The 20,548-nt window shown below is 68.1% G+C and carries 16 protein-coding genes; 7 read left to right on the forward strand and 9 right to left on the reverse strand.

The genetic code is table 11. From position 1 onward, the window contains the following. Positions 1-163: 163 nt before the first annotated feature. On the reverse strand, positions 164-946 hold the full coding sequence (locus ACQRAG_RS04565; protein WP_204624979.1) for a class I SAM-dependent methyltransferase: 783 nt from the start codon (positions 944-946) through the stop codon (positions 164-166). A 186-nt stretch (positions 947-1,132) separates the two neighbouring features. On the opposite strand from ACQRAG_RS04565, the gene ACQRAG_RS04570 reads away from it, so the two are divergent. The 4 genes from ACQRAG_RS04570 to ACQRAG_RS04585 are packed head-to-tail and all read left to right on the forward strand — an operon-like array spanning position 1,133 to position 6,953. After that, positions 1,133-1,621, forward strand: coding sequence for a CvpA family protein (locus tag ACQRAG_RS04570; RefSeq protein ID WP_168934458.1), 489 nt, complete (start codon positions 1,133-1,135; stop codon positions 1,619-1,621). A gap of 21 nt (positions 1,622-1,642) precedes the next feature. Further along, complete coding sequence (gene mazG / locus ACQRAG_RS04575; protein ID WP_168934459.1) at positions 1,643-2,440, forward strand: nucleoside triphosphate pyrophosphohydrolase; 798 nt, start codon at positions 1,643-1,645, stop codon at positions 2,438-2,440. A gap of 32 nt (positions 2,441-2,472) precedes the next feature. After that, positions 2,473-4,515, forward strand: a complete 2,043-nt coding sequence (locus tag ACQRAG_RS04580) for a hypothetical protein (protein WP_427803676.1) — start codon at positions 2,473-2,475, stop codon at positions 4,513-4,515. Further along, on the forward strand, positions 4,512-6,953 hold the full coding sequence (locus ACQRAG_RS04585) for a hypothetical protein (protein WP_427803651.1): 2,442 nt from the start codon (positions 4,512-4,514) through the stop codon (positions 6,951-6,953). The genes ACQRAG_RS04580 and ACQRAG_RS04585 overlap by 4 nt, the downstream gene beginning before the upstream one ends. A gap of 550 nt (positions 6,954-7,503) precedes the next feature. On the opposite strand, the gene ACQRAG_RS04590 is transcribed toward ACQRAG_RS04585, so the two are convergent. The 6 genes from ACQRAG_RS04590 to ACQRAG_RS04615 form a co-directional block, all read right to left on the reverse strand. Continuing rightward, the gene (locus ACQRAG_RS04590; protein WP_168934462.1) at positions 7,504-7,986 is read right to left on the reverse strand and encodes a hypothetical protein; all 483 of its coding nucleotides are present in this window, start codon (positions 7,984-7,986) and stop codon (positions 7,504-7,506) included. Positions 7,987-8,003: 17 nt separating this feature from the next. Next, a complete protein-coding gene (glpX, locus tag ACQRAG_RS04595) occupies positions 8,004-8,987 on the reverse strand; it encodes a class II fructose-bisphosphatase (protein WP_006006325.1) in 984 nt (327 codons plus the stop codon). A 145-nt stretch (positions 8,988-9,132) separates the two neighbouring features. Beyond that, complete coding sequence (locus tag ACQRAG_RS04600) at positions 9,133-10,785, reverse strand: NAD+ synthase (RefSeq protein WP_168934463.1); 1,653 nt, start codon at positions 10,783-10,785, stop codon at positions 9,133-9,135. 9 nt (positions 10,786-10,794) lie between these two features. Further along, positions 10,795-12,636: a UbiD family decarboxylase gene (locus tag ACQRAG_RS04605; protein WP_303739876.1), complete on the reverse strand. Its 1,842-nt coding sequence runs from the start codon at positions 12,634-12,636 to the stop codon at positions 10,795-10,797. Beyond that, positions 12,636-13,127, reverse strand: a complete 492-nt coding sequence (locus tag ACQRAG_RS04610) for an NUDIX domain-containing protein (protein ID WP_168934465.1) — start codon at positions 13,125-13,127, stop codon at positions 12,636-12,638. Before ACQRAG_RS04610 ends, ACQRAG_RS04605 begins: the two co-directional genes overlap by 1 nt. 113 nt (positions 13,128-13,240) lie before the next feature. Beyond that, positions 13,241-13,909: an L-threonylcarbamoyladenylate synthase gene (locus tag ACQRAG_RS04615; protein ID WP_427803652.1), complete on the reverse strand. Its 669-nt coding sequence runs from the start codon at positions 13,907-13,909 to the stop codon at positions 13,241-13,243. On the opposite strand from ACQRAG_RS04615, the gene ACQRAG_RS04620 reads away from it, so the two are divergent. After that, positions 13,908-14,381 (forward strand): 23S rRNA (pseudouridine(1915)-N(3))-methyltransferase RlmH, encoded by a 474-nt coding sequence (locus ACQRAG_RS04620; protein ID WP_006006317.1) that lies wholly within the window; start codon positions 13,908-13,910, stop codon positions 14,379-14,381. The two genes, ACQRAG_RS04615 and ACQRAG_RS04620, sit on opposite strands and share 2 nt — an antisense overlap. 343 nt (positions 14,382-14,724) lie before the next feature. Here ACQRAG_RS04620 and ACQRAG_RS04625 read toward each other — a convergent pair whose 3' ends face one another. Next, entirely contained in the window at positions 14,725-17,007 is a 2,283-nt protein-coding gene (locus ACQRAG_RS04625; RefSeq protein ID WP_168934467.1) for an STT3 domain-containing protein, read from the reverse strand. Positions 17,008-17,139: 132 nt separating this feature from the next. Next, on the reverse strand, positions 17,140-17,808 hold the full coding sequence (locus ACQRAG_RS04630; protein ID WP_204625155.1) for a 16S rRNA (guanine(527)-N(7))-methyltransferase RsmG: 669 nt from the start codon (positions 17,806-17,808) through the stop codon (positions 17,140-17,142). A gap of 97 nt (positions 17,809-17,905) precedes the next feature. Here ACQRAG_RS04630 and ACQRAG_RS04635 point away from each other — a divergent pair, with 97 nt between their 5' ends. Next, positions 17,906-18,859, forward strand: coding sequence for an ACP S-malonyltransferase (locus tag ACQRAG_RS04635; RefSeq protein WP_168934469.1), 954 nt, complete (start codon positions 17,906-17,908; stop codon positions 18,857-18,859). A gap of 30 nt (positions 18,860-18,889) precedes the next feature. Continuing rightward, a complete protein-coding gene (gene argS, locus ACQRAG_RS04640; protein WP_204625156.1) occupies positions 18,890-20,545 on the forward strand; it encodes an arginine--tRNA ligase in 1,656 nt (551 codons plus the stop codon). The last annotated feature ends 3 nt before the right edge of the window (positions 20,546-20,548 follow it).

The raw sequence follows: 20,548 nt of genomic DNA on the forward strand, positions 1-20,548 counted from the left end.
TGTCGGCACAGGTGCACGCCCGTCATGCCGGGCCGCTGCGGCAAGGGATACAAAAGGCCCCTGCCTGCGCATGTTGCCGTATGCCTTGCGGGGACAAGCCCCTCACGCAGGCAACGGGGGCCGGCTACCGGGGCGGGAGGGCTCCAGGGCCCACGATCCGGGCCTACGCGGGCCGGACGCGGCGGCGTATCTCCCATACGGCCACCGTAACGGGCACGGGCTGGGCATACAGGGGTTCCACACGCTCGGTGAACACGCGCCGCCCTTCCAGACCGCCGCCGTGCAGGGCCTGCAAGAAGGCCTCGTACACGCCGCGCCCGGGCTCGGCCACCCAGGCCGCGCCGTCGTCGGCCAGCACGTGGGAAAGGAAGTGCATCACCGGCGCCACGAAGCGCTTTTCGTACATGATGTCGCCGCCCCACAGGCGGAAGATGCTGCGGGGCCGCACGGCGGGCTGCCGCCAGTCCATGACGGTCCACAGGGGCGAGGTCACCCCGTTGTGCCGGGCGTTGAGGCTGGCGAAGTGCAGGGCCTCTTCCTCATAGTCCATGCCGATGACCTGCGCGCCCAGCCACTGGCCCACCATGGCCGTGAGGCCCAGGCCGCAGCCCAGGTCGAGGCAGGGACGCCCGGCGATCTCGGCGCGGCGCTCTTCCAGCCAGCGGCACAGGGCGATGCTGGACGGCCACAGTTCCGTCCAGTAAGGCAGGCGTTCGTCCTCGAAGTTCTGCGGATCGTCCAGCATGGCGTTCCACAGGGTCTCCAGGTCGGCGGCGCGCTGCAGGCGCCACAAACGGCCGCAGGCCCGCACGGAGATGAAGGGCGTATAGGCCGTCAGGCCGTGGCTTTCCTCTTCGGCTCCGGGAGCGGTCTCCGCCGCCGGAGCTTCCGTACTGTTGCAGGCCAGTCCGGCCTGTTCCAGCAAGTTTCCCAATCGCGTATCCATCCCGCAAGCATAGCGTATCGGCCCCCATCTGTACAGACGGACGGATTGTGTCCTGCCCCCCCTTTTGCTATGCTGCGCCCGTACCTGCACGCACGGATGCGGCCCGCCGCAGGCTGCCGGAGATCCCGGCGCCCCGCGACCCGCCGCCCCGTCGGCCGCAGGAGGATCTTTTCCTACAGGAAGCTTATGGGACAGGATATTTTCGACGTCATCATCGTGCTGGTCCTCACGGCCTTCGCGGCCCGCGGGTTCTGGACCGGCTTCGTGGGCGAGGTCGCCGGGCTGATCTCCATCGTGGGCGGCTTCTGGGTCTCCCACCATTTCCACACCGTGCTGGCCCCGCACCTCACCTTCATCACCGAACCGGCCTGGCGCAACATCGCCAGCTATGTGCTGCTCTTCCTGGGCGTGCTCATCGCCGTGGGCCTGCTGGCGCGGCTGCTGCAAAAGCTGCTGGCCTTCTCCTTCGTGGGCTGGATCGACAAGCTCACCGGCGGCCTGCTGGGCCTGGCCAAGGGCGTGCTGCTCTGCGCCGTGGTCCTGCTGCTGTTGCAAAAGCTCTTCGGCGATGCCGAGTTCCTGCGCCATTCGCGCGCCCTGCCCTACTTCAATTCCCTGATAAGCCAGGTGCGCGGCTGGCTGCCGCCTGACCTCATCAGCCGTTTCGGACTTTAACCCTCCACAAGGAACAGTTTCATGAAAAGCGCTCTGGAAGAATTGCAGGCCGTCATCGAACGGCTGACCGATGCCGAGAACGGCTGCCCCTGGGACAAGGAGCAGACCCCCGAAAGCCTGACCGAATACCTCATCGAGGAAAGCCACGAGCTGGTCAGCGCCATCCGCTCCGGCAACACGGCCGACGTGTGCGAAGAACTGGGCGACGTGGCCTTCCTGCTGCTCTTCGTGGCCCATCTGTACCAGAAGCGCGGCCAGTTCAGCCTGGACGACGCCCTGAACAACAACCGGGCCAAGATGGTGCGCCGCCATCCCCATGTGTTCGGTGACGTGACCTTCGACAATCTGGACGAGCAGCTCAAGACCTGGGAAAAGATCAAGCGCGCCGAGCACACCGATGCCGAAGGCAAGCCCCAGGGCCTGTTCGACTCCCTGCCCTCCAGCCTGCCGCCGCTGACCAAGGCCTACCGCATCCACTCCAAGGCCGCCCGCGTGGGCTTCACCTGGCCCGAGGACGAAGAAGTGGAACAGCAGGTGGAAGCCGAATGGCTGGAATGGCTGGACGCCTCCGCCGGCGACGACGCCGAAGCCCAGAAGCACGAACTGGGCGACCTGATCTTCAGCATCACCGAGATGGGCCGCCGCAAGGGCATCAAGGCCAGCGAAGCCCTTGACCTGGCCACGGCCCGCTTCCTGCGTCGCTTTGCCCGCATGGAAGAACTGGCCCGGCAGCAGGGGAAGGACTTCCCCGACCTGTCGCTGGATGAGAAGGACGAGCTGTGGAACGCGGCCAAGGAAGAAGAAAAGGCCGCCCATTAGCGACCTTTGCCCTTTGGCGGCTTTTGGCGGTCGTGCTGGCCCTGCTGCTCTGCGCCTGTTCGCAGGAGGTCATGGGCCCGCACGGCCGCAAGCCGATGCTCCTGTCCGGGACGGAACGCCCCGACAGGGCCCCCGGCAGCCTGCTGCGCGCCGATCCCGGCTATATCCAGTGGCTGGAACGCCAGTCCATGCTGGGCAATGCCGACGACCTGGCCGCCGAGGTCTCGGGCTCGGAACGCCTGTGGGGCAACAGCGGCAGCAATGACCGCCTGCCCCTGCTGCTGGACGCCGCCCCCTGCTGGCTGGAGGTCAATCCCCACACCCTGCGGGGCAAGGCCACGGCCATGCAGTCCCTGGCCCGCTCCGGCACCCTGGAAGCCTTCCGGCGGATGGGCTTTTCCGGCCTCTACCTGTCCCCGTCCCAGGAACAGGGCGCCCTCTGGCACAACCAGCTCCGCCCCGATTTCGGCACGGGCACCACGTCCCTGGCCTTCGACGCCCGCAGCGGCGATGACGAACAGTTCGCCCGGCTCAACGCCCGTGCCGCCACCAGCGGCTTCCAGCTGGGCGGCTCCCTGCCCCCGGCCGCCACAGGCCTGGGCCCGGACTTTTTCCTCCAGGCCCGCCACGCCAGCCGCTTCAGCGGTCTGTACGCCATGATGGAGGCCCCCTCCTCTCTTTGGAGCACGCTGCCCGCCTCGCCCCAGGAATGGGAATGCCTCCCCCTCAACGCCCGGCAATGCCGCGCCCTCACCGACAAGGGCCTGCTGCCCCCGGCCCTGCTGCGCGACAGCCTGCCCTGGGCCACGCCCGGCGGCTGGGCCATCACCGGCGAAGTGCGCGGGGCCGACGGCAAGCCCCGGCGCTGGCTCTACCGCTATGCGGGCAACGTACTGCGCCCCGTGCTGCTCTGGCAGGATCCCTCGGGACAGGCCCGGCGCGTGCTCTCCGCCGCCGTCATCCGCCATACCGGCCTGCAGCAGCAGACCCTGGCCGGGCTGCACCTTGAAGCCATCATGGGCCTGGACGTGCCGCCCGACGGCGGAGCTCCCTCCCCCCGTGACCAGCTGGCCCCCGGTCTGGAGGCCCTGGATGCCCTTGCCCGCGAGATCCACCGCTACGGCGGCTGGGCCATGCAGGCCGACATCCTGCCCCCGTCGCTGACGCCCCTTATCCAGCGGGCCCCCGTGGACCTGACCCGCGATACCGTCACCAGCCCCGCCGCCGAATATGCCCTGCTGACCGGCGATGCCGCGCCTCTGGCCGCATTGCTGCGCCAGTCCATGAGCAGCGGTGTCCGACAGGAAGGTCTGGCCCGCGGTCTGCACCAGTGGCGGGGCGTGGACTGGCGTCCCCTGCGCGACCTGCCCGGTGGCGAGGCCCTGTTCCAGCGTGCCTGCCGTCTTGCCGGCCTGCATGACGACGAATATTTCTGGCCCACCACGCCCGCCGGACTGGCCCGGGAAGCCCTTGGGCGCAAGCCCGATGCCGTTCCCGCCCGCGACCGGCGCGACACGGAGCTGGAAGAAGCCTGCCTGCTGCTGCTTGCCTGGCGTGTGGGCCTGCCCGGTCTGGCCTTCGTGAGCCCGCAGGAATTGCAGGGCGCCCTGCCCCTGCCCAAGTCCACGCCGGGCACGGCTGCCAGCGCCGGTCTCGTCCCCCTGCTGGAGCCGGAGACCGCCGCCGGAGAAGTGGAGCCCGCGCCCCTGGCCTTTGGCCCGCTTTCGGAAGAGCTGCGCCTGCCCCGGAGCCCGGCAAGCATCATGGCGCGGCTGCTGCATGCCCGCGCCGTCTCCGGTGTGGCCCGGGGCCGGCTTTTGCGCGTGGTCAGCGGCCCTGCCGGGACTCTGGCCACCGTCACCCGTCTGCCTGACGGCAGCTGCTGGGTGCTGGCCGCCAACTTCGGCAGCGACAGCGCCACCCTTCGCATCCCCCTGCCCGTTTCCGGGGCAGCGCAAGATATCGTTGAACAGACGTCCCTGGCTGTCCAGGGAGGTCTGACCGTGACCCTGAACGGCCGTTCTGCCCGGCATTATCTGGTCGGAGCCGCCGCATCGCCCAAGGAGCCATCATGACAGAAAAAAATCCCGATGCCGCCAGCAAGCTGGCCTGCCCTGAAGAGGAGATCCCCATGGGCATGACGCCCTGGTCCCAGCTGGATGAAGAGGCCCGGGCCCGGGTAAGCCGCCCCGCCCCTGCCGACGGCCAGAAGAGCCCGGCCCCCGGCACAGCGTCTGTGGCCCCGGAACCGGCGCCCGCCCCGCAGCAAGAGGCCCCCATCCCCATGCCCGCCGCAGAGGCCGTGCAGGCTGAGGACGCCCCGGCCGCTCCCGCCGCGCCCGTTGCCGCGCCGGTGGAAGACCCTGCCGCGGACCAGACGCCCGAAGCGCCCCTGAGCATGGAAGCCGGGGAAGCGCCTGCGGCCCCTGCCGAGACTGCACGGCCCGTACCCGCGACCGAGCCTGCCGTCACCGCCGAAGAAAAGGCCGACGGCAGCGAAGCCCCTGCCGATGCCGCCGCAGCTGCCGCCATGGCCGAAGCGCCCCGCAGCGGACGTCGCGGTCTGGCCACCATGCAGCCCGCTGCGATGGATGAACAGATCCCGGCAGCCGAAGCAGCTCCCCTGCCGGAAGAAGGCCAGGCGCCCGCCCCGCAGGCAGAAGCCCCGGCCGCTCCCGCCGCGCCTGCTGCCGCGCCGGTGGCCGTGCTGGAAGCCGGGCCTGCCCAGAAGGCCTTTGCCGTGCTGGCCAAGATGGGCCCCCTGGCCCTGCTCCTGCTCCTGGCCTGCCAGCTCTGGCCCACCTTCCTGACCGGCGGCCTGTACTGCCCGCCGGAAATGAAACTGATGGATACCGTCCGTGAAGCGCTGGCCAGTGGACAGTGGTTCGCGCCCCTGCATAACGGTGATGCCCAGCTGCCCGTCTTCGTCTGGATGCTGGCCGCCCTCGACCTGGTGGCCCGCATGGTGCCACAGCTTTCGGCCTTCGTCTGGCCGGCGGGCGCCGCTCTGGGCGGGCTGGCTTGTCTGTGGGGCACCTGGGCCCTGAGCCGTGCCGCCGGTTTCGGCCCGCAGGCCGCTCTGGCCTCCGGCCTGATCCTGCTCTCCAGCCTGCTGTTCCCGCAGCTGGCGCATTTCATGGGCCCGCAGGGGCTGGCCACCGGTCTGTGCCTGCTCTCCATGGCCTTTTTCTGCATGGGCTGGAAAAAGGAACACGCCTGGATCTCCCTGCCGCTGGCCTTCCTGACCTCCGGTCTGGCCGCGCTGACCGGCGGCCTGGTCTTCCTGATCCTGCCCCTGCTGACCAGCCTCGTCCACCTGTTCTGGACCTGGCGCATCCGTCGCGCCCAACGTCTGGACGCGCTGGCGGGCTTCCTCCTGCTCCTGCTGCTGGGTACCCTCTGGGCCGCCGCCATCATCTTCTGGGTGCAGGCCGAAGGCTACGCCCAGGCCGTGTCGGGCAAGTTCATCAGCCTGCCCTGGCCCCTGCCCGCCTTCTGGTGGCTGGCCCCGGCGCTGGCCGTGCTCGGCCTCCTGCCCTGGCTCTTCGTGGTCACCGGCGTCAACTGGGGCCGCGTGTTCGCCACCAGCTGGAAGACCCTGCGGGCCAGCCGCAAGGAAAACAGCGGCAGCTCCTTCCTCTGGATCGCCCTGTTCTTCTCCCTGCCCCTGTCCCTGCTGGGTTCCGGTCTTGCCGGTGCCACGCCCGCGCTCTGCCTGCTGGCCATCCTGCTGGGCCGCGCCCTGGTCCGCATGGGCAGCCTGGGCAGCAAGTTCTTCTATCTGGTCATCGCCCTGCTCTTCCTGCATGCGGGCATGCTGCTGGCCGCCCTGCACTTCCCCGTGGCGCTGGAATGGCTCCGTACGTCCACCTCGCTGGCCATCCCCCAGCAGTATGAGGCCCTGCTGACAAGTCTGGATGCCCTGCCCGTCCTGGGCGGCCTGTGCATCGTCTTTGCCGTGCTGCTGGCCCGCTTCACCCGCCGCGCCTGGCCCGGCGGCTCCCTGCTGGTCTGCACCCTGTTCGCCATCCTCCTGGCCCAGCCCGCCCACCTGTGGCTGGCTCCCCAGCTGGCCGGACATGCCGAGCTCAAGCTCGCCGCCGCCCAGCCCCTGAACGCCGCTGCCCCTGCCGCTCCGGCCGCTGTTGAGGAAAGCGCGGCTCCTGCGGCCCCCGAAGCTGCTGCCGAAACGGCCGCACCGGAAACGCCCGCTGCTGATGCGGCAGCTGCTGAAGCGGCCCCGGCCCCTGAGGCCGCTGCTCCGGCTGAAGCCGCCCAGGCCCCGGAAACGCCGGAAGCCACCGCTCCCGCGGCTGATGCCGCCGCTCCTGCGGAAACGCAGGCTGCCCCGGCCGAGGAGGCTGCGGTCCCTGCTCCCGCGGAAGGCACGCCCGCGCCTGCGGAAAACGCGCAGCCTGCCGACCCCGCGCAGGAGGCGCCCGCCGTGCAGACCCTGCCCGCGGGCCCCGAACACGGCGCGCCCATCCCGCCGGAAGCCGTTCCGGCCCAGTAAGCGCCCGTCCATAGACCAAAAACAAGGGGAGAGCCTGCCAAGGCCCTCCCCTTTTGCGTTTCCTGTTTCCTTGCCCAGCGGGAACTCCACCCGCCAGCTTCGGCAAAGACTCCCGCACCTGTCTGCTGCCGGACTGCCTGCCGCCCACATTTCGGACAGCGGGACTGTGACAGCATCTCTATATCCCTGCCGGACGACGTATCCGCAAACATTCGGAAAGGATGCCGTCCGATATGGCGGATCTCCCCTAGCGACACGACACCACACCAACAAATGCGAACGTACCGGACCTGCCTCCATATCGTACTGTAAAGCAGGGAGGCCACCAGTCCCGGCCCTCTGTTTGGGCAACAGCTCTCCTTCGTTTGGCGCTTCCGTCCGTCGCCGCCGCTAAGGCTCTGAAGGCCTCGCCGTGCGAGAAGAGCGTGTCCCACATCCGCCTGCCAGCAGGGAGGATGCAAACGGAACAAAGCCAAACGGCATGAAAAAAGCGCCCATCCCTCACGGGACGGACGCCTTTTTTTCAGAACAGCAGGCAGGGCCTGCGATGCTAGTGGGACATGCCCTCGTCAGGCATGCTCACCTTGAGCAGGCTGCCCAGATGCTTGCGGGCCAGCTCCACTTCGCTCTTGTCCACGACGGGCATATCCTTGGGACGGGCCTGCAGGTCATTGCCGTCTTCCACGATGACAAGCGCTGCGGCCATACGGCCCATGACGCAGAAGAAGCGCCGGGCATCCCAGCCCTTGGCTTCCACCCAGCGGGCGGCATCCTCAGGATAGAGGAAATCCGCCTTGCCCCTGCGGGCCACGGGATGGGCCTCGATCCTGTTCTCACGGGCCCAGCTGCGGAACTGGGGCAGCACATCGAGAAAGCGCAGCAGTTCCTTTTCTTCCACCGGGCTCTGCCCGTCATAGACCGTCGTCACGGCGGCCGCTTCCACGTCCACCGGGGCGACCACGGTCAGGCCGCACAGCAGCAGGCCGCAAAGCAGCCCGCTGGCCAGCCAGCCTTGGCATCCTGTTTTTCTCATCAAGCAACAAGCCTCGCTTAGTACTGCACGGCGCTGATCTTGGAGAGCCTGTCCATATTGTGGTAGGATTCCACATAGCGCAGGGTCCCGGTCTTGCCGCGCAGCACCAGGGAATGGGTCACCGCATGACGGGCGCTGTAGCGCACGCCACGCAGGAAATCGCCGCCGGAGATACCCGTGGCGGCAAAGAAGCAATCATCGCTGCGCACCAGGTCGTGCACGGTCAGCACTTCGCGGATGTCGATGCCGGCCTCGTTGATGGCTTCCTTCTCCACATAGGACTGGGGATCCAGACGGGCCAGGATCTGGCCGCCCATCCCCTTGATGGCGCAGGCCGCCAGCACGCCTTCGGGGGTGCCGCCGGTGCCCATCATGACGTCGACTTCGGAACGCGGATCCACGGCCATCAGGGCGCCGGCCACGTCACCGTCGGTATGCAGCTGGATGCGGGCGCCCGTGCTGCGGATGTCTTCGATGAGCTTCTTGTGACGGGGCTTGTCCAGCACGAAGACCACCAGGTCCTGCACGTTCTTGCCCAGGGCGCGGGCCACGTTGTGCAGGTTGACGTCCACCGGGGCGTCCAGATCGATCACATCGCGGGCCTCGCGGGCCACCACCAGCTTCTGCATGTAATAGCTGGGGCCGGGGTTGAACATGCTGCCGCGCGGCGCCACGGCCACCGTGGAGATGGCATTGGGACGGCCATAGGCCAGCAGGCTGGTGCCTTCCACGGGGTCCACGGCCACGTCCAGCTGCGGGCCGTCGCCCATGCCGACCTTTTCACCGTTGTACAGCATGGGGGCGTGGTCCTTTTCGCCTTCACCGATGACCACGATGCCGTCCACATGCAGGGTGGAAAAACTGTTGCGCATGGCGTCCACGGCGGCGCCGTCACCGGCCTCCTTGTTGCCGCGGCCCAGCCAGCGGGCCGAAGAAAGCGCGGCGGCTTCCGTGATGCGAACGATGTCAAGAGCCAGGTTTTTCTCTGGTGCTTCAGGCATGGTCTCTCCTCCAGATGCGAATGATGTCTGTCTGCGCTCCTGCGAGCGCTCCGGCGGCCATGCTCGTTCCCGCAGCCGCCTTCCCTTGGTATCAAATATCGTGCGCCTTGCGGCGCGTCCCCTTTTCCTCGGATAGCACGCGCCCCTACGGCATGCGGTAGCGTCCGGCCACCGGCACCTGCCAGCCCGTACCGAAGGGCATGCGGCTGATGTGCAGGCCCAACGGCTCCTGACGGCGCTTGAATTCCGCGGCGAACAGCTTGCGGCGCACTTCCTTGCGCAGGCCCTCGTCGGCTTCCTGGGGCTGGGCCGCCGTCTGCCCGGCAAAGATCAGGCTCTCCAGCACCGGGTCCAGCACGTCGTAGGGCGGCAGGGAATCCGAATCCTTCTGCCCGGGCCGCAGCTCGGCCGAGGGGGCCTTGTCGAAGATGGCCTGCGGGATGATGGTGGCCTGACGGTGATGGTTGTACCAGCCTGCCAGGGTGTAGACTTCGGTCTTGGTCAGGTCGGCGATGACGCCCAGCGCGCCCACGGTATCGCCGTACAGGGTGCTGTAGCCCACGGCGCACTCGCTCTTGTTGCCCGTGTTGAGCACCAGCGCCCGCGCCCGGTTGGCCAGCGAGGACACCATGATGCCCCGGATGCGGGCCTGCAGGTTCTCGAAGGTGGTGTCACCGGGGAAGGTCTCGAACAGGTCGAGCCCCGGCGCCAGCGCCGCGGAAAAACTCTCCATGACCGGCTCGATGGGCAGGGTCAGGGTCCGCACCCCCAGATTCTTGGCCAGCTCCAGCGAGTCGGTCACCGAACCTTCGCTGCTGTAGGGCGACGGCATGAGCACGGCCGTCACGTTGTCCGCGCCCAGGGCCTCGGCAGCCACACAGAGCACCAGGGCCGAATCCATGCCGCCGGAAAGGGCCACGATGGCCTTTTCCAGACCGCACTTGCGGACGAAGTCCCGCACGCCCAGGGTCAGGGCGTCCCAGATGGCTTCGGGCAGGCAGGCGGGACGCGGATGCACGATGCCGCCGCTGCCCGCGGTGTCCACCAGCAGCACGTCCTCGGCAAAGGCCTTGCCGCGGGCCAGGATCTGCCCCGTGGGATCGAAGGCCAGGCTCTGGCCGTTATAGACGCGGCTGTCGTTGCCGCCCACCATGTTGACGGAAAAAAGATGCACATGATGCCGCGCCGCCACATGCGAGAGCATCTGCTCGCTCAGGCGCTGCACCCCCTTGCTGAACGGCACCGCCGCCATGTGGACGATGGCGTCCACACCGCGCTGCACCAGCTCCATGAGCGGGTTGTGGCCGCTGGCGTACTGGGTCTTCCAGAAGGCGCCGTCCTCGGTGGCCGATTCCTGGCACAGCACCACGCCAAGGCGCCAGCCGTCCAGGGCCAGGATACCGCAGGAGACGCCCCGGTCGAAGAAGCGGGCCTCGCTGTCCTGCCCGTAGGTCTGGTAGACCTTGCGTGAGACCACCGACCAGCGCCCTTTCTGCACCAGGATGGCCGCATTGGAGAGCAGGCCCGAGGCGTACACGCTGGCCACCGGCGCGCCCACCAGCAGGGGCGGCCCGTCCTGCAGGGCATCGGCCAGCATCTGCAACCCGGCCTTGCAGCCCTCGGCGAAGTCCTCGGCGCGCAGATAGCTGCCCGGGGCCACGCCGCACAGGGCCAGCTCGGGAGTGACGCACAGGTCGGCGCCTTGGGCGGCGGCCTCACGCACGGCGGCAAGGATGCGCTCGGCATTGCCGGCCACGTCACCGGTGACGGTATTGCATTGCAAGAGGGCGATCTTCATAGACGATCCTTATTCGATAAGGCCGTGCAGCGGGCCGCCCGGCGCGGCCAGGGCATCCACACGGCGTTGAACGGCGGGGTCTTCCTCCAGGGCGGGCGCATGGAAGGGCTTGATGCGGGCATCCAGCAGCAGCGGCCCTTCGCAGGACCAGTGCCGCGCGCGGACCACGGCCCCGGTGCCGTAGACGTCGGCAGCGGGATCGGAACGGCTGAAGGCCACCCAGAGGAAATTGTCGAAGTCCGCGGCGCAAAAGGCGGCATCGTCCGCCACGACCACCAGCGGGAAGGCATCGCGCTGCGGCCAGTGGGCCAGGCAGGCGGCCAGCTCTTCCATGCGCGGGTCGGTCTCGTTGCGGCCCAGCTCATGACGGGGGCCGCGCAGCACCAGGATGCCCGGCCCGGCACAGCGGGCGTCGCCGAAGCCTTCGGGCAGCGACGGCAGGTCGTGCACTTCCAGCGCCAGTTCCCGGCGCTTCTCGCCCGCCGAGGCCCAGATGAGCTTGGAGCCTTCGTTGAGGGCAAAACCGGTGTAGTCCAGCGTATCCGTGGTGGAGCGGGTGATGAAGTGCAGGTCGCGCTCGAAATCGGTACGCTCCAGCAGATGCCGGAAAAAGGCCACCACGTCCCGCGCCCGCAGTCCCGGCGCATCCTCATGCGCGGCCACCAGCACGTATTTGGCCAGGGCCGTCTGCGTGGTGCCCAGCATGTGCAGGGCGGCGGTCAGCAGTTCGCGCGGGCGGCGCTGCGCCTCGTACGGCGTATAGCGCTCGCTGCCCAGGGCCAGCAGCAGGGGGTGCACCCCGGCGGCGTCCACGGCGTGGACCTCGCGCACGCCCTGGAAGACCTGCGGCACCAGCGCGCCGGTGAGCTCGTGGATAAAGTCGCCGAAGACCGTGTCTTCCTGCGGCGGGCGTCCCACGGCCGTATAGGGCCAGATGGCGCCGGTGCGGTGATGCACGGCCTCCACCTGCAGGACGGGGAAATCATGTTTCAGGCTGTAGTAGCCCACATGGTCGCCAAAGGGACCTTCGGGCTTGAGGTGCGGCAGGATGTGGCCGCTGATGCAGAAATCCGCCTCGGCCAGCACCGGCAGGGGCAGACGGCGGCTGTAATGCATGGCCGCACGGCAGCCCCCCAGCAGGCCCGCGAAGCGCAGTTCCGACAGGCCTTCGGGCAGGGGCATGACCGCCGCCACGGTGAAGGCCGGCGGCCCGCCCACGAAGATGTTCACCGGCAGGCTCTGGCCCCGCTTGAGGGCCTCGGCATGGTGCACGCCGATGCCGCGATGGATCTGGTAATGCAGGCCCACCTCGTCGGCGGCGTAGTCGTTGCCCGCCAGCTGCACACGGTACATGCCCAGATTGGAGGCATCCGGGCCGGGGCGTGCGGGATCCTCGCTGTAGACCAGCGGCAGGGTGATGAAGGGGCCGCCGTCCATGGGCCAGCCCACCAGACGGGGCAGGGCCGACAGGGCGCAGCGGTTCTCCAGCACGGGGGCCTTGGAGGTGCGGCGGGGCAGCATGTGCGGCAGCGCGGGCAGGGCCCGCAGGCTGCGCAGGGGATGCTTCAGGGCCGCGGCCGGATCGGCCTTGGCGGCCAGCACGGCTTCCACCCCGGCGAGGCTGTCGCGAAAAATGTAGTGCAGGCGCTCCGTGGTGCCGAAAAGGTTGGCCAGCATGGGGAAGGAGCAGCCCTTGACCCGCGTGAACAGCAGGGCCGGGGACTTGGAGCGGAAGGCCCGGCGCTGGATGTGCGCCAGCTCCAGATACGGGTCCACGGGCACGTCGATACGGCGCAGCTGCCCGACCTTTTCCAGATCGGCCACACATTCCTGAAGGTTACGGTAGCCCATCAGTCATCCTCCCCTGCCGGTTCCACCGGCGCCAGCGTACGTTCTCCGGCCAGCCAGCGGCCGAAGTCCGCCAGGATGCGGGCATGGTCGAAACAAATGGGCTGCGGCAGCCTGTCCAGAGGATAGAAGGCCGCCCGGGCCGCATCGTCCCCGGCTTTCAGGGCCGCCGCATCACGCGGACGCCCCACGAAGACCACGCTCATGGTATGGCGGCGCGGGTCACGATCCGGGCGCGAATACACGCCCAGCACGCCCAGCAGCTCCACATCGAGGCCGGTCTCCTCGCGCATCTCGCGCACGGCGGCATGTTCCACCTGCTCGCCGTCGTCCACGAAGCCTCCCGGCAGGGCAAAGCCGTGCGGCTCGTTGACACGTTCGATGACCACCACGCCCCGTTCGGGATCATAGATGACCACATCCGTGGTGGGCGCGGGGTTCAGATACTGGATGACGCTGTGACCGCAAGCGGGACAGGTGAGTTCTTTCTGCATGGGTGCCTCCAGTGGCGCATGGTACGCCAGCAGCATGTTGGCCGCAAGCTCCATGTTCGACAGGGATTCCGATGCTCCGGGATGCGCCTTCCGCCTTTGGCGGCGGAGCGGGCTCAGGCCAGGTGCGGCGTGAAGCCCGCGGCCTTCAAAGCCTCCAGGCTGACGGCCCCCAGACGCAGCACGCGCAGGTCCGTACCGGCCAGCGGCTCCACGATGGTGGACGGCACGCCGCCTGCCGGGGCCGGGCCGCTGACCACCACGCCGTCGTCGGGCCCGGTCAGGGCCGTCAGCAGGCGTTCGTCCAGCTCGTCAGGCACACGGGCGGCCGCCTGGCCGCTGATGTTGGCGCTGCTGGCCGTCAGGGGCGCCCCGGCCAGACGGGAAAGCTGCGCCGCCAGCGGATGGGGCGTCAGGCGCACGGCAGCCTTGCCCCCGGGGTTCACCAGCTGCGGCGCCAGGGGCCGACGGCCTTCCAGCGGCGTCAGCCGGGCGGTCAGCACCACGGTCAGCGGGCCGGGCCAAAAGGCCGTCAGCAGCGCTTCGGGGGCCTGCTCCAGCGTCACATAGGGGCGCAGCAGGTCAAGGCTGCCCGCCAGCAGGGGCAGAGGCATATGGACGGGCCTGCGCTTGGCCTGATACACTCGCGCCACGGCCACGGCCTGGTCGGCACAGCAGCCCAGGCCGTAGAACGTCTCTGTGGGAAAGGCCAGCACGCCGCCATCACGCAGTCTGCGGGCGGCGTCTTCCGCCGTGGATATCTGACACAACGATCGAGGAATCATGACAGGGAAACCCTTGCGCCTGCTCAGTGTGGGCAAACTGAAAGTACCGTTCTGGAAAGACGCCGCCGCCCACTACAGCCAGCGCATCAACCGCTGGCGGCGTCTGGAATGTGTGGAAGTCCGGGACGGGGACCCCGCCCTGCCCCAGGCCCAGCGCAACGAGCTGGAAGGCCGCCGTCTGCTGGAGGCCCTGGGCCCGCAGGACGTGCCCCTGGTGCTGGACGAGCGCGGCATCACCATGACCTCGCCCCAGTTGGCCCAGCTGCTGCAAAAGATCGACAACAACGCCATGGGCCGCGCCTGTTTCATCATCGGCGGCGCCTACGGTCTGGACGAGGCCGTGCGCCAGCGCGCCTGGAAGCTCGTCAGCCTCAGCAGCATGACCTTCCCTCATGAGCTGGCCCGCGTGCTCCTGCTGGAGCAGCTCTACCGCGCGGAGTGCATCATCCGCAAGGTGCCCTACCATCATTGATGCGGCCTGCTGCGGCACTTGCCCACAAGGATACTTCCGGGGAGGGGCATCCCTCCCCGACATGAGCTTTCTCCCCAAAGGAGCCGTGCCGCGAGCCGTCTCCGCTCGCCCCTCTGCCGTCCATGCCCCGGCGCTCGCCATCACGGCGGGAACGCTCCTGCGGACAGCCCGGCTCACAAGGCAATGTCCCACAGGACGGCTTTGTCCGGCAAAAAGCATCCCCGCGACCGGGGCTCCCCCGGCATCCGCTTCCTCTTTTCCAGACAAAACACGCTGGGGAAGGCCAAGAGATTTGAGGAGAGGTCTGCCCTCTCCTCAAGAATTCCTCAACGTCCGCCCTTCCCTACAGCACTTCGTAGATACGGCAGAACACGTTGTCGTAGACCAGCTTGAAATAGGGCGAGATGGCCGGATCCTGCGGATTGCCCACCAGCAGGCGCACCATGAGCGAATTGTAGAGGTTGGCATCCATGGCCAGCTTCTCGTCCGTGATGCGGTTGAAGAAGAAGTGCACGTTGCGGCGTCCGGAAAGGAATTCCTGCCGCTGGGCCGCCGTGGCCCGCGGATGGCTGTCGAACCACTGCTGGATGTAGTCCCGGCGGGTGACGCCCGTCTCCTCGAACACGCTGATGGACGCCGGACGGATGGGCGTGGCGCTGTCGTCCAGCAGGACCTCGCCCTTGTCCAGATTGTAGGCCACGGCCTGCGGCAGGATGGACAGGGCCGCGCCCTCTCCCTGCCGGGTCACGAAATCCCAGTTGCCGAAATTGCTGATCCAGAAACCGAGACGCAGCATCTCGAAGCTGACCGTCACGAACTGCCGCCCTTCGCCTTCCACCAGCGCCGTTTCCGGCGAGCGCAGCTTGTCCATGAGGTCCTGGGCCTGCTGGGCGTCCAGTCCGGCAAAGACCTCGCTGGCCACCTCCTCGTCGAAGGGGTCGCGCCCCTTGGCGAACTGGCTGGTATAGCGGATGAGCTGACGGGCGAAACGGGGATTGTCCGTACCCAGCACCGCCGCCGAAAGATAGAGCGGCGCTCCGGCATTGCGGGCACCGTCCGCGATGGTGAGGCGGTGGGCAAAATGATGGGCCGCGTAGCCCCAGTCCCACCACAGCCAGAGCGTGGCATCCTTGGGCACCACGGTCTGGGCCCGGCTGAGCATCTCGGCATGGCGGCGGTTGATCATGGGGCCCTGCGACATGGCCGGGATGATGTTCACGAAGGGAGCCACCAGCAGCGCCAGCAGCAGCGCGGAGGTCAGGATGCCCGTCACGTTGGGGCGCAGCTTGCGCAGCAGACGCTGGAGCATCCAGTACAGGGGCAGGGTCAGGCCCACGGCCACGATGGGCGCGCCGAACATGACCATGCGGCCGCCCATCTTGGTGCTGAGCAGGCCCAGCGCCGCCAGCGGCAGCAGGAAGAGCGCGCCGGGACGGCGGAAGATCACCCACACGAAGCCCAGCAGGCCCAGGGCCGCGGCCTCGTGCCAGGGATGGAAATAGGCCAGCACGGCCAGCAGGCCAAGGTCCTGCACTTCGGTAAGGGCCTGTCCCGCAGGCGGATAGATGAGGGCCAGCGCCCCGCTGCCGCCCGAGACCTCGGCCTTCTTCATGTACAGGGAAAGCTGGTGGGTGATGGTCTGCAACAGTTCGCCCGACAGGAAGAGGGAGCCCACCCCCAGCCAGAGGAGGATGAGGACCCAGGGGCGGCACAGCCACTGGCGCAGACGGTACATCTGACGGGCACGCGTCCAGCCCGCGGTCATGAGCAGGGCGCTGAAGCCGAAGAACAGGGGGCCGCCCAGGGTGGGCAGGGCGTAGGCCAGCGAGCCCAGCAGCAGGAGGTTGCGGCGGCCGCGCGGCGCCATGACCAGGCTCATGAAGGCCAGCAGACAGACATTGTAGCGGGTCAGATAGGGGAAGACCGAGTGCCATTCCTGCGTCCACCAGGAGATGACGCCGGAAACGCCCAGCAGCACCACCCACTGCCAGCGCAGGGGGTTGCCCAGGCGCAGGTCCTGCTCGGCCAGCGAGCTGCCCCAAAGGCGTCTGGCCGCGGCCAGGCCGGAACCGACGATGAGCTTTTTCAGGATCAGCTGGGGCAGGAGCATGTAGCGCATGGCCCAGCAAGCAGGCGCCAGGGTCATGAGCAGGGGGAAGAACAGGGTCACCAGGTCCGTGTCATAGTAGCCCAGCAGCGTGCGGGCCAGGAAACCCGGCGCAAGGCTGGTCAGCAGGCCCGCCGCCACACCGGCTTCCATGCTGCCCAGGGCCCAGACCCAGGCGTAGACGATGACGGCCACGAAGCAGGAGAGCAGCGCCGGGAACCAGAAGGCCACCGCCGCGGGATAGGTCCCCAGCAGATCGGCCATGCCGCGCAGCATGACGGCCATGGGGTGCCCCACCGCATGGCCGAAACCTTCGGCACCGGCCACCCAGTGGTAGGCATCGTGCGTGGCCAGCAGCCATTCCGAGCCCAGACGGTACTCCGGGTTCTGCCAGCAGGGCCATTCCAGCATGCGCAGGGCAAAGGCCAGGCCCAGGGTCACCAGGCCCCAGAACAGGCCGTGCAGCCAGAAGGTGCGGTTCTCAGCGGTAAAATAGACGGAGACCGGTTTGTCCGTCATGCGTGCTCTCCTTTGTGGCAGAGAGTTTTCAGGCAGAAGAAGGGACGCATCCCGGGGATACGAAGAAAGGTGCGGGGAAAAGGCGAAGAGCCTGGGGCCCTCCCGCGTGGGCAGCCCCCTCCCCTCAAAAAACTATCCTTCGGCTCTCCGGCGCAGGGCCCAGAACCAGCGGTGCACGTTGTCGGCCGTGTAGGCGAAGGACCCCACCAGCTCCCAGCCGTCGATGTCCCCGGCGGCGGGCGGCTCCTCGCGGGCCAGGATCACCACGATGCCGTCATCGGCCAGATGCGGGGCCACCAGCTCCAGCAGCTGCGGCCAGGGCATGAAGGCCCGGCTGGTGATGCAGTCGGCCTTGCGGGCCTGCTTGGGGAAAAAGTGCTCCACCCTGCCCCGGAAAACATGGGTCCCCGGCAGGGGCACGCGGGCCAGCACCGTGGAAAGGAACAGCGCCCGTTTCTCGCGGGCCTCCACCAGCCAGCAGGTGCCGCGCTGCCAGGCCATGCGCAGGGGGATGGCGGGCAGGCCCGCACCGGAACCCAGATCCCAGCACAGGGGATCTTCGGGCAGGGGCAGGCCGTCGAGGAAGGTCGCCAGATGGAAGCTGTCGGCCACCAGGCGCTGCATGGCGTCGCGCCAGTGATGCGCGCCCACCAGGTTCATGGCCTTGTTCCAGCGGCAGAGCAGCTGCAGATATTCCGCCAGCCCGGGCAGGGCCGCCTCGGGCACCGTCACGCCCGCCTCCCGGGCGCATCGCGCCAGGGCGGACAGGGATATGTCGTCGTGTTTCGCGTTGGGCTTCATGGGCCTTGTGTAGCCTCTGGCGGCGGGACTTGCAAGCTCTGGCGCTCTGTCGTAAAAAAGACGACTTTATACCGCTTGCCAATCCATTTTTGGAGCTATGAAAATGACATCGTGTGCATTGCTTTTTCCCGGCCAGGGCTCGCAGGAAGCGGGCATGGGCCGGGAGCTGGCCGAAGCCCGTCCCGAAGCCATGACGCTCTGGAAGCGCGCCGAAGCCATCAGCGGCCTGCCGCTGCGCGAGATCTACTGGGAAGGCGATGCTGCCGCCATGAGCGACACCCGCGCCCTGCAGCCCGCGCTGACCGTGGTCAACATCAACCTCTGGCGTGAGCTGGCGGGCAAGGTGCGCCCCTGTGCCGCCGCCGGTCACAGCCTGGGCGAATTCAGCGCCCTGGCCGCCGCCGAGGTGCTGGATCCCGAGACCGTGCTGCAGATCGTGTCCCTGCGCGGCCGCCTCATGGCCGAGGCCGATCCCGACGGCACCGGCAGCATGGCCGCCATCCTCAAGATGAAGCAGGAAGACGTGGAGGCCCTGGCCCGCGAGGCCGCCGTGGAAGCCGACGCCCTGCTCATCGTGGCCAATTACAACACCCCGGCCCAGTTCGTGGTCAGCGGTCACCGCGATGCCGTGGCCCTGGCCTGTCAAAAGGCCAAGGAGCACCGCGGCCGCGCCATCGAGCTCAAGGTGAGCGGCGCCTTCCACAGCCCCATGATGGAAAAGGCCTCCCGCGAGCTGGAGCCCCTGCTGCGCAAGGCCGTGTGGCGCAAGCCGCAGTTCCCGGTCTACTGCAACCTGCACGGCCGCGCCGTCACCGACGGCGAAAGCGCCAAGGAAAGCCTGCTCAAGCAGATGACCTCGTCCGTGCTCTGGATCGAGACCGTGCGCAACCAGTACGCCGACGGCGTGCGCCGCTGGGTCGAAGTGGGTCCCAAGGCCGTGCTGGGCAAGATGGTGCCCGCCTGTCTCAATCATCTGGACGAGGCCGCCCGCCAGGAACTGCGGGTGGAACTGGTCAACAGCCTCGAAAGCGTGGAAAATTTTTCGGCGTAGGCGCGAGCCCCGCCTCAGGAGATAAAATACATGCGCGCTACTGACGTTTTGCGCTCTGCCCTCATGGGCATTGTGGAAGAGATGGGCCTCAACTGGCCCGCCAAAGCGGTCATCGAACCGCCCCGCGACCCCAAACACGGCGACCTGGCCGCCAACATCGCCATGCTGCTGGCCCGCGAGGCCCACAAGAATCCCCGCGAACTGGCCCAGATCTTCGTGGAAAAGCTGCCCCAGCGCTGCGCCGACATCGAAAAGGTGGAAGTGGCCGGCCCCGGTTTCTGCAACGTGACCTTCAGCCAGCACTTCTGGCGCAAGACCGTGTGTGAAGTGGAAGCCGCCGGTGCCGCCTACGGCCAGAGCAGCGTGGGCCAGGGCCGCAAGACCCTGGTGGAATACGTTTCCGCCAACCCCACCGGTCCCCTGCATGTGGGCCACGGCCGCGGCGCCGCCGTGGGCGACAGCCTGGCCCGCCTGCTGCGCAAGGCCGGTTTCGACGTGGAGACCGAGTACTACATCAACGACGCCGGTCGCCAGATGCGCATCCTGGGCCTTTCCGTGTGGCTGCGCGTGAAGGAACTGGCCGGTCGTCCCGTGGAATGGCCTGAAGACTACTACCGCGGCAGCTACATCATCGACATCGCCCGCGAGATGCTGGCCGAAGATCCCAGCCTGCCCGACATGGAAGACCAGGCCGGTCAGGACCGCTGCTACGAACGCGCCATGAACGAGATCCTGGACGGCATCAAGGCCGACCTGGCCGACTTCCGCGTGGAGCACCAGCACTGGTTCTCGGAAAAGACCCTGGTGGAGAGCGGCGCCGTCAAGGCCGCCTTCGACGCCCTGACCGAAGCCGGGCACACCTTCGACAAGGACGGCGCCTTCTGGTTCGCCACCCAGGCCCTGGGCGACGACAAGGACCGCGTGCTGCGCAAGTCCGACGGCAGCCTGACCTATTTCGCCTCGGACATCGCCTACCACCACAACAAGTTCCAGCGCGGCTACGACTGGCTCATCGACATCTGGGGCGCCGACCACCACGGTTACGTGCCCCGCATGCGCGCGGCCATCACCGCCATGGGCAAGCCCCGCGAAAGCTTCGACGTGGTGCTCATCCAGCTGGTGAACCTGCTCCAGGGCGGCAAGCCCGTGAGCATGTCCACCCGCGCCGGCACCTTCGAAACCCTGGCCGACGTGGTCAAGGAAGTGGGCGCCGACGCGGCCCGCTTCATGTTCCTTTCGCGCAAGAGCGACACCAGCCTGGACTTCGACCTGGAGCTGGCCAAGCAGCGCAGCCTGGACAACCCGGTGTACTATGTGCAGTACGCCCACGCCCGCATCTGCGCCGTGCTGCGCCGTGCCGAGGAACGCGGCATCACCCTGCCCGCCGCTGCCACGGACGAACTGCTGGCGGCCCTGGACACCCCCGAAGACATGGCCCTGCTGCGCAAGATGGCCGGTTTCGAGGACATGGTGGCCACCGCTGCCCAGGCCCTGGCCGTGCATCACGTCAGCCACTATCTGATGGATCTGGCCGGCATGCTGCACAGCTACTACGCCAAGCATCAGGTGCTGCTGGCCGACGATACGGCCCGCACCCTCTCGCGTCTGGCCCTGCTGCGCGCCGTGAGTCAGGTGCTTCGCAACGGCCTTGACCTGCTGGGCGTCAGCGCTCCCGAGGCCATGTAGATC

Source organism: Desulfovibrio sp. SGI.230 (assembly GCF_050313065.1).
GTDB lineage: Bacteria > Desulfobacterota > Desulfovibrionia > Desulfovibrionales > Desulfovibrionaceae > Desulfovibrio.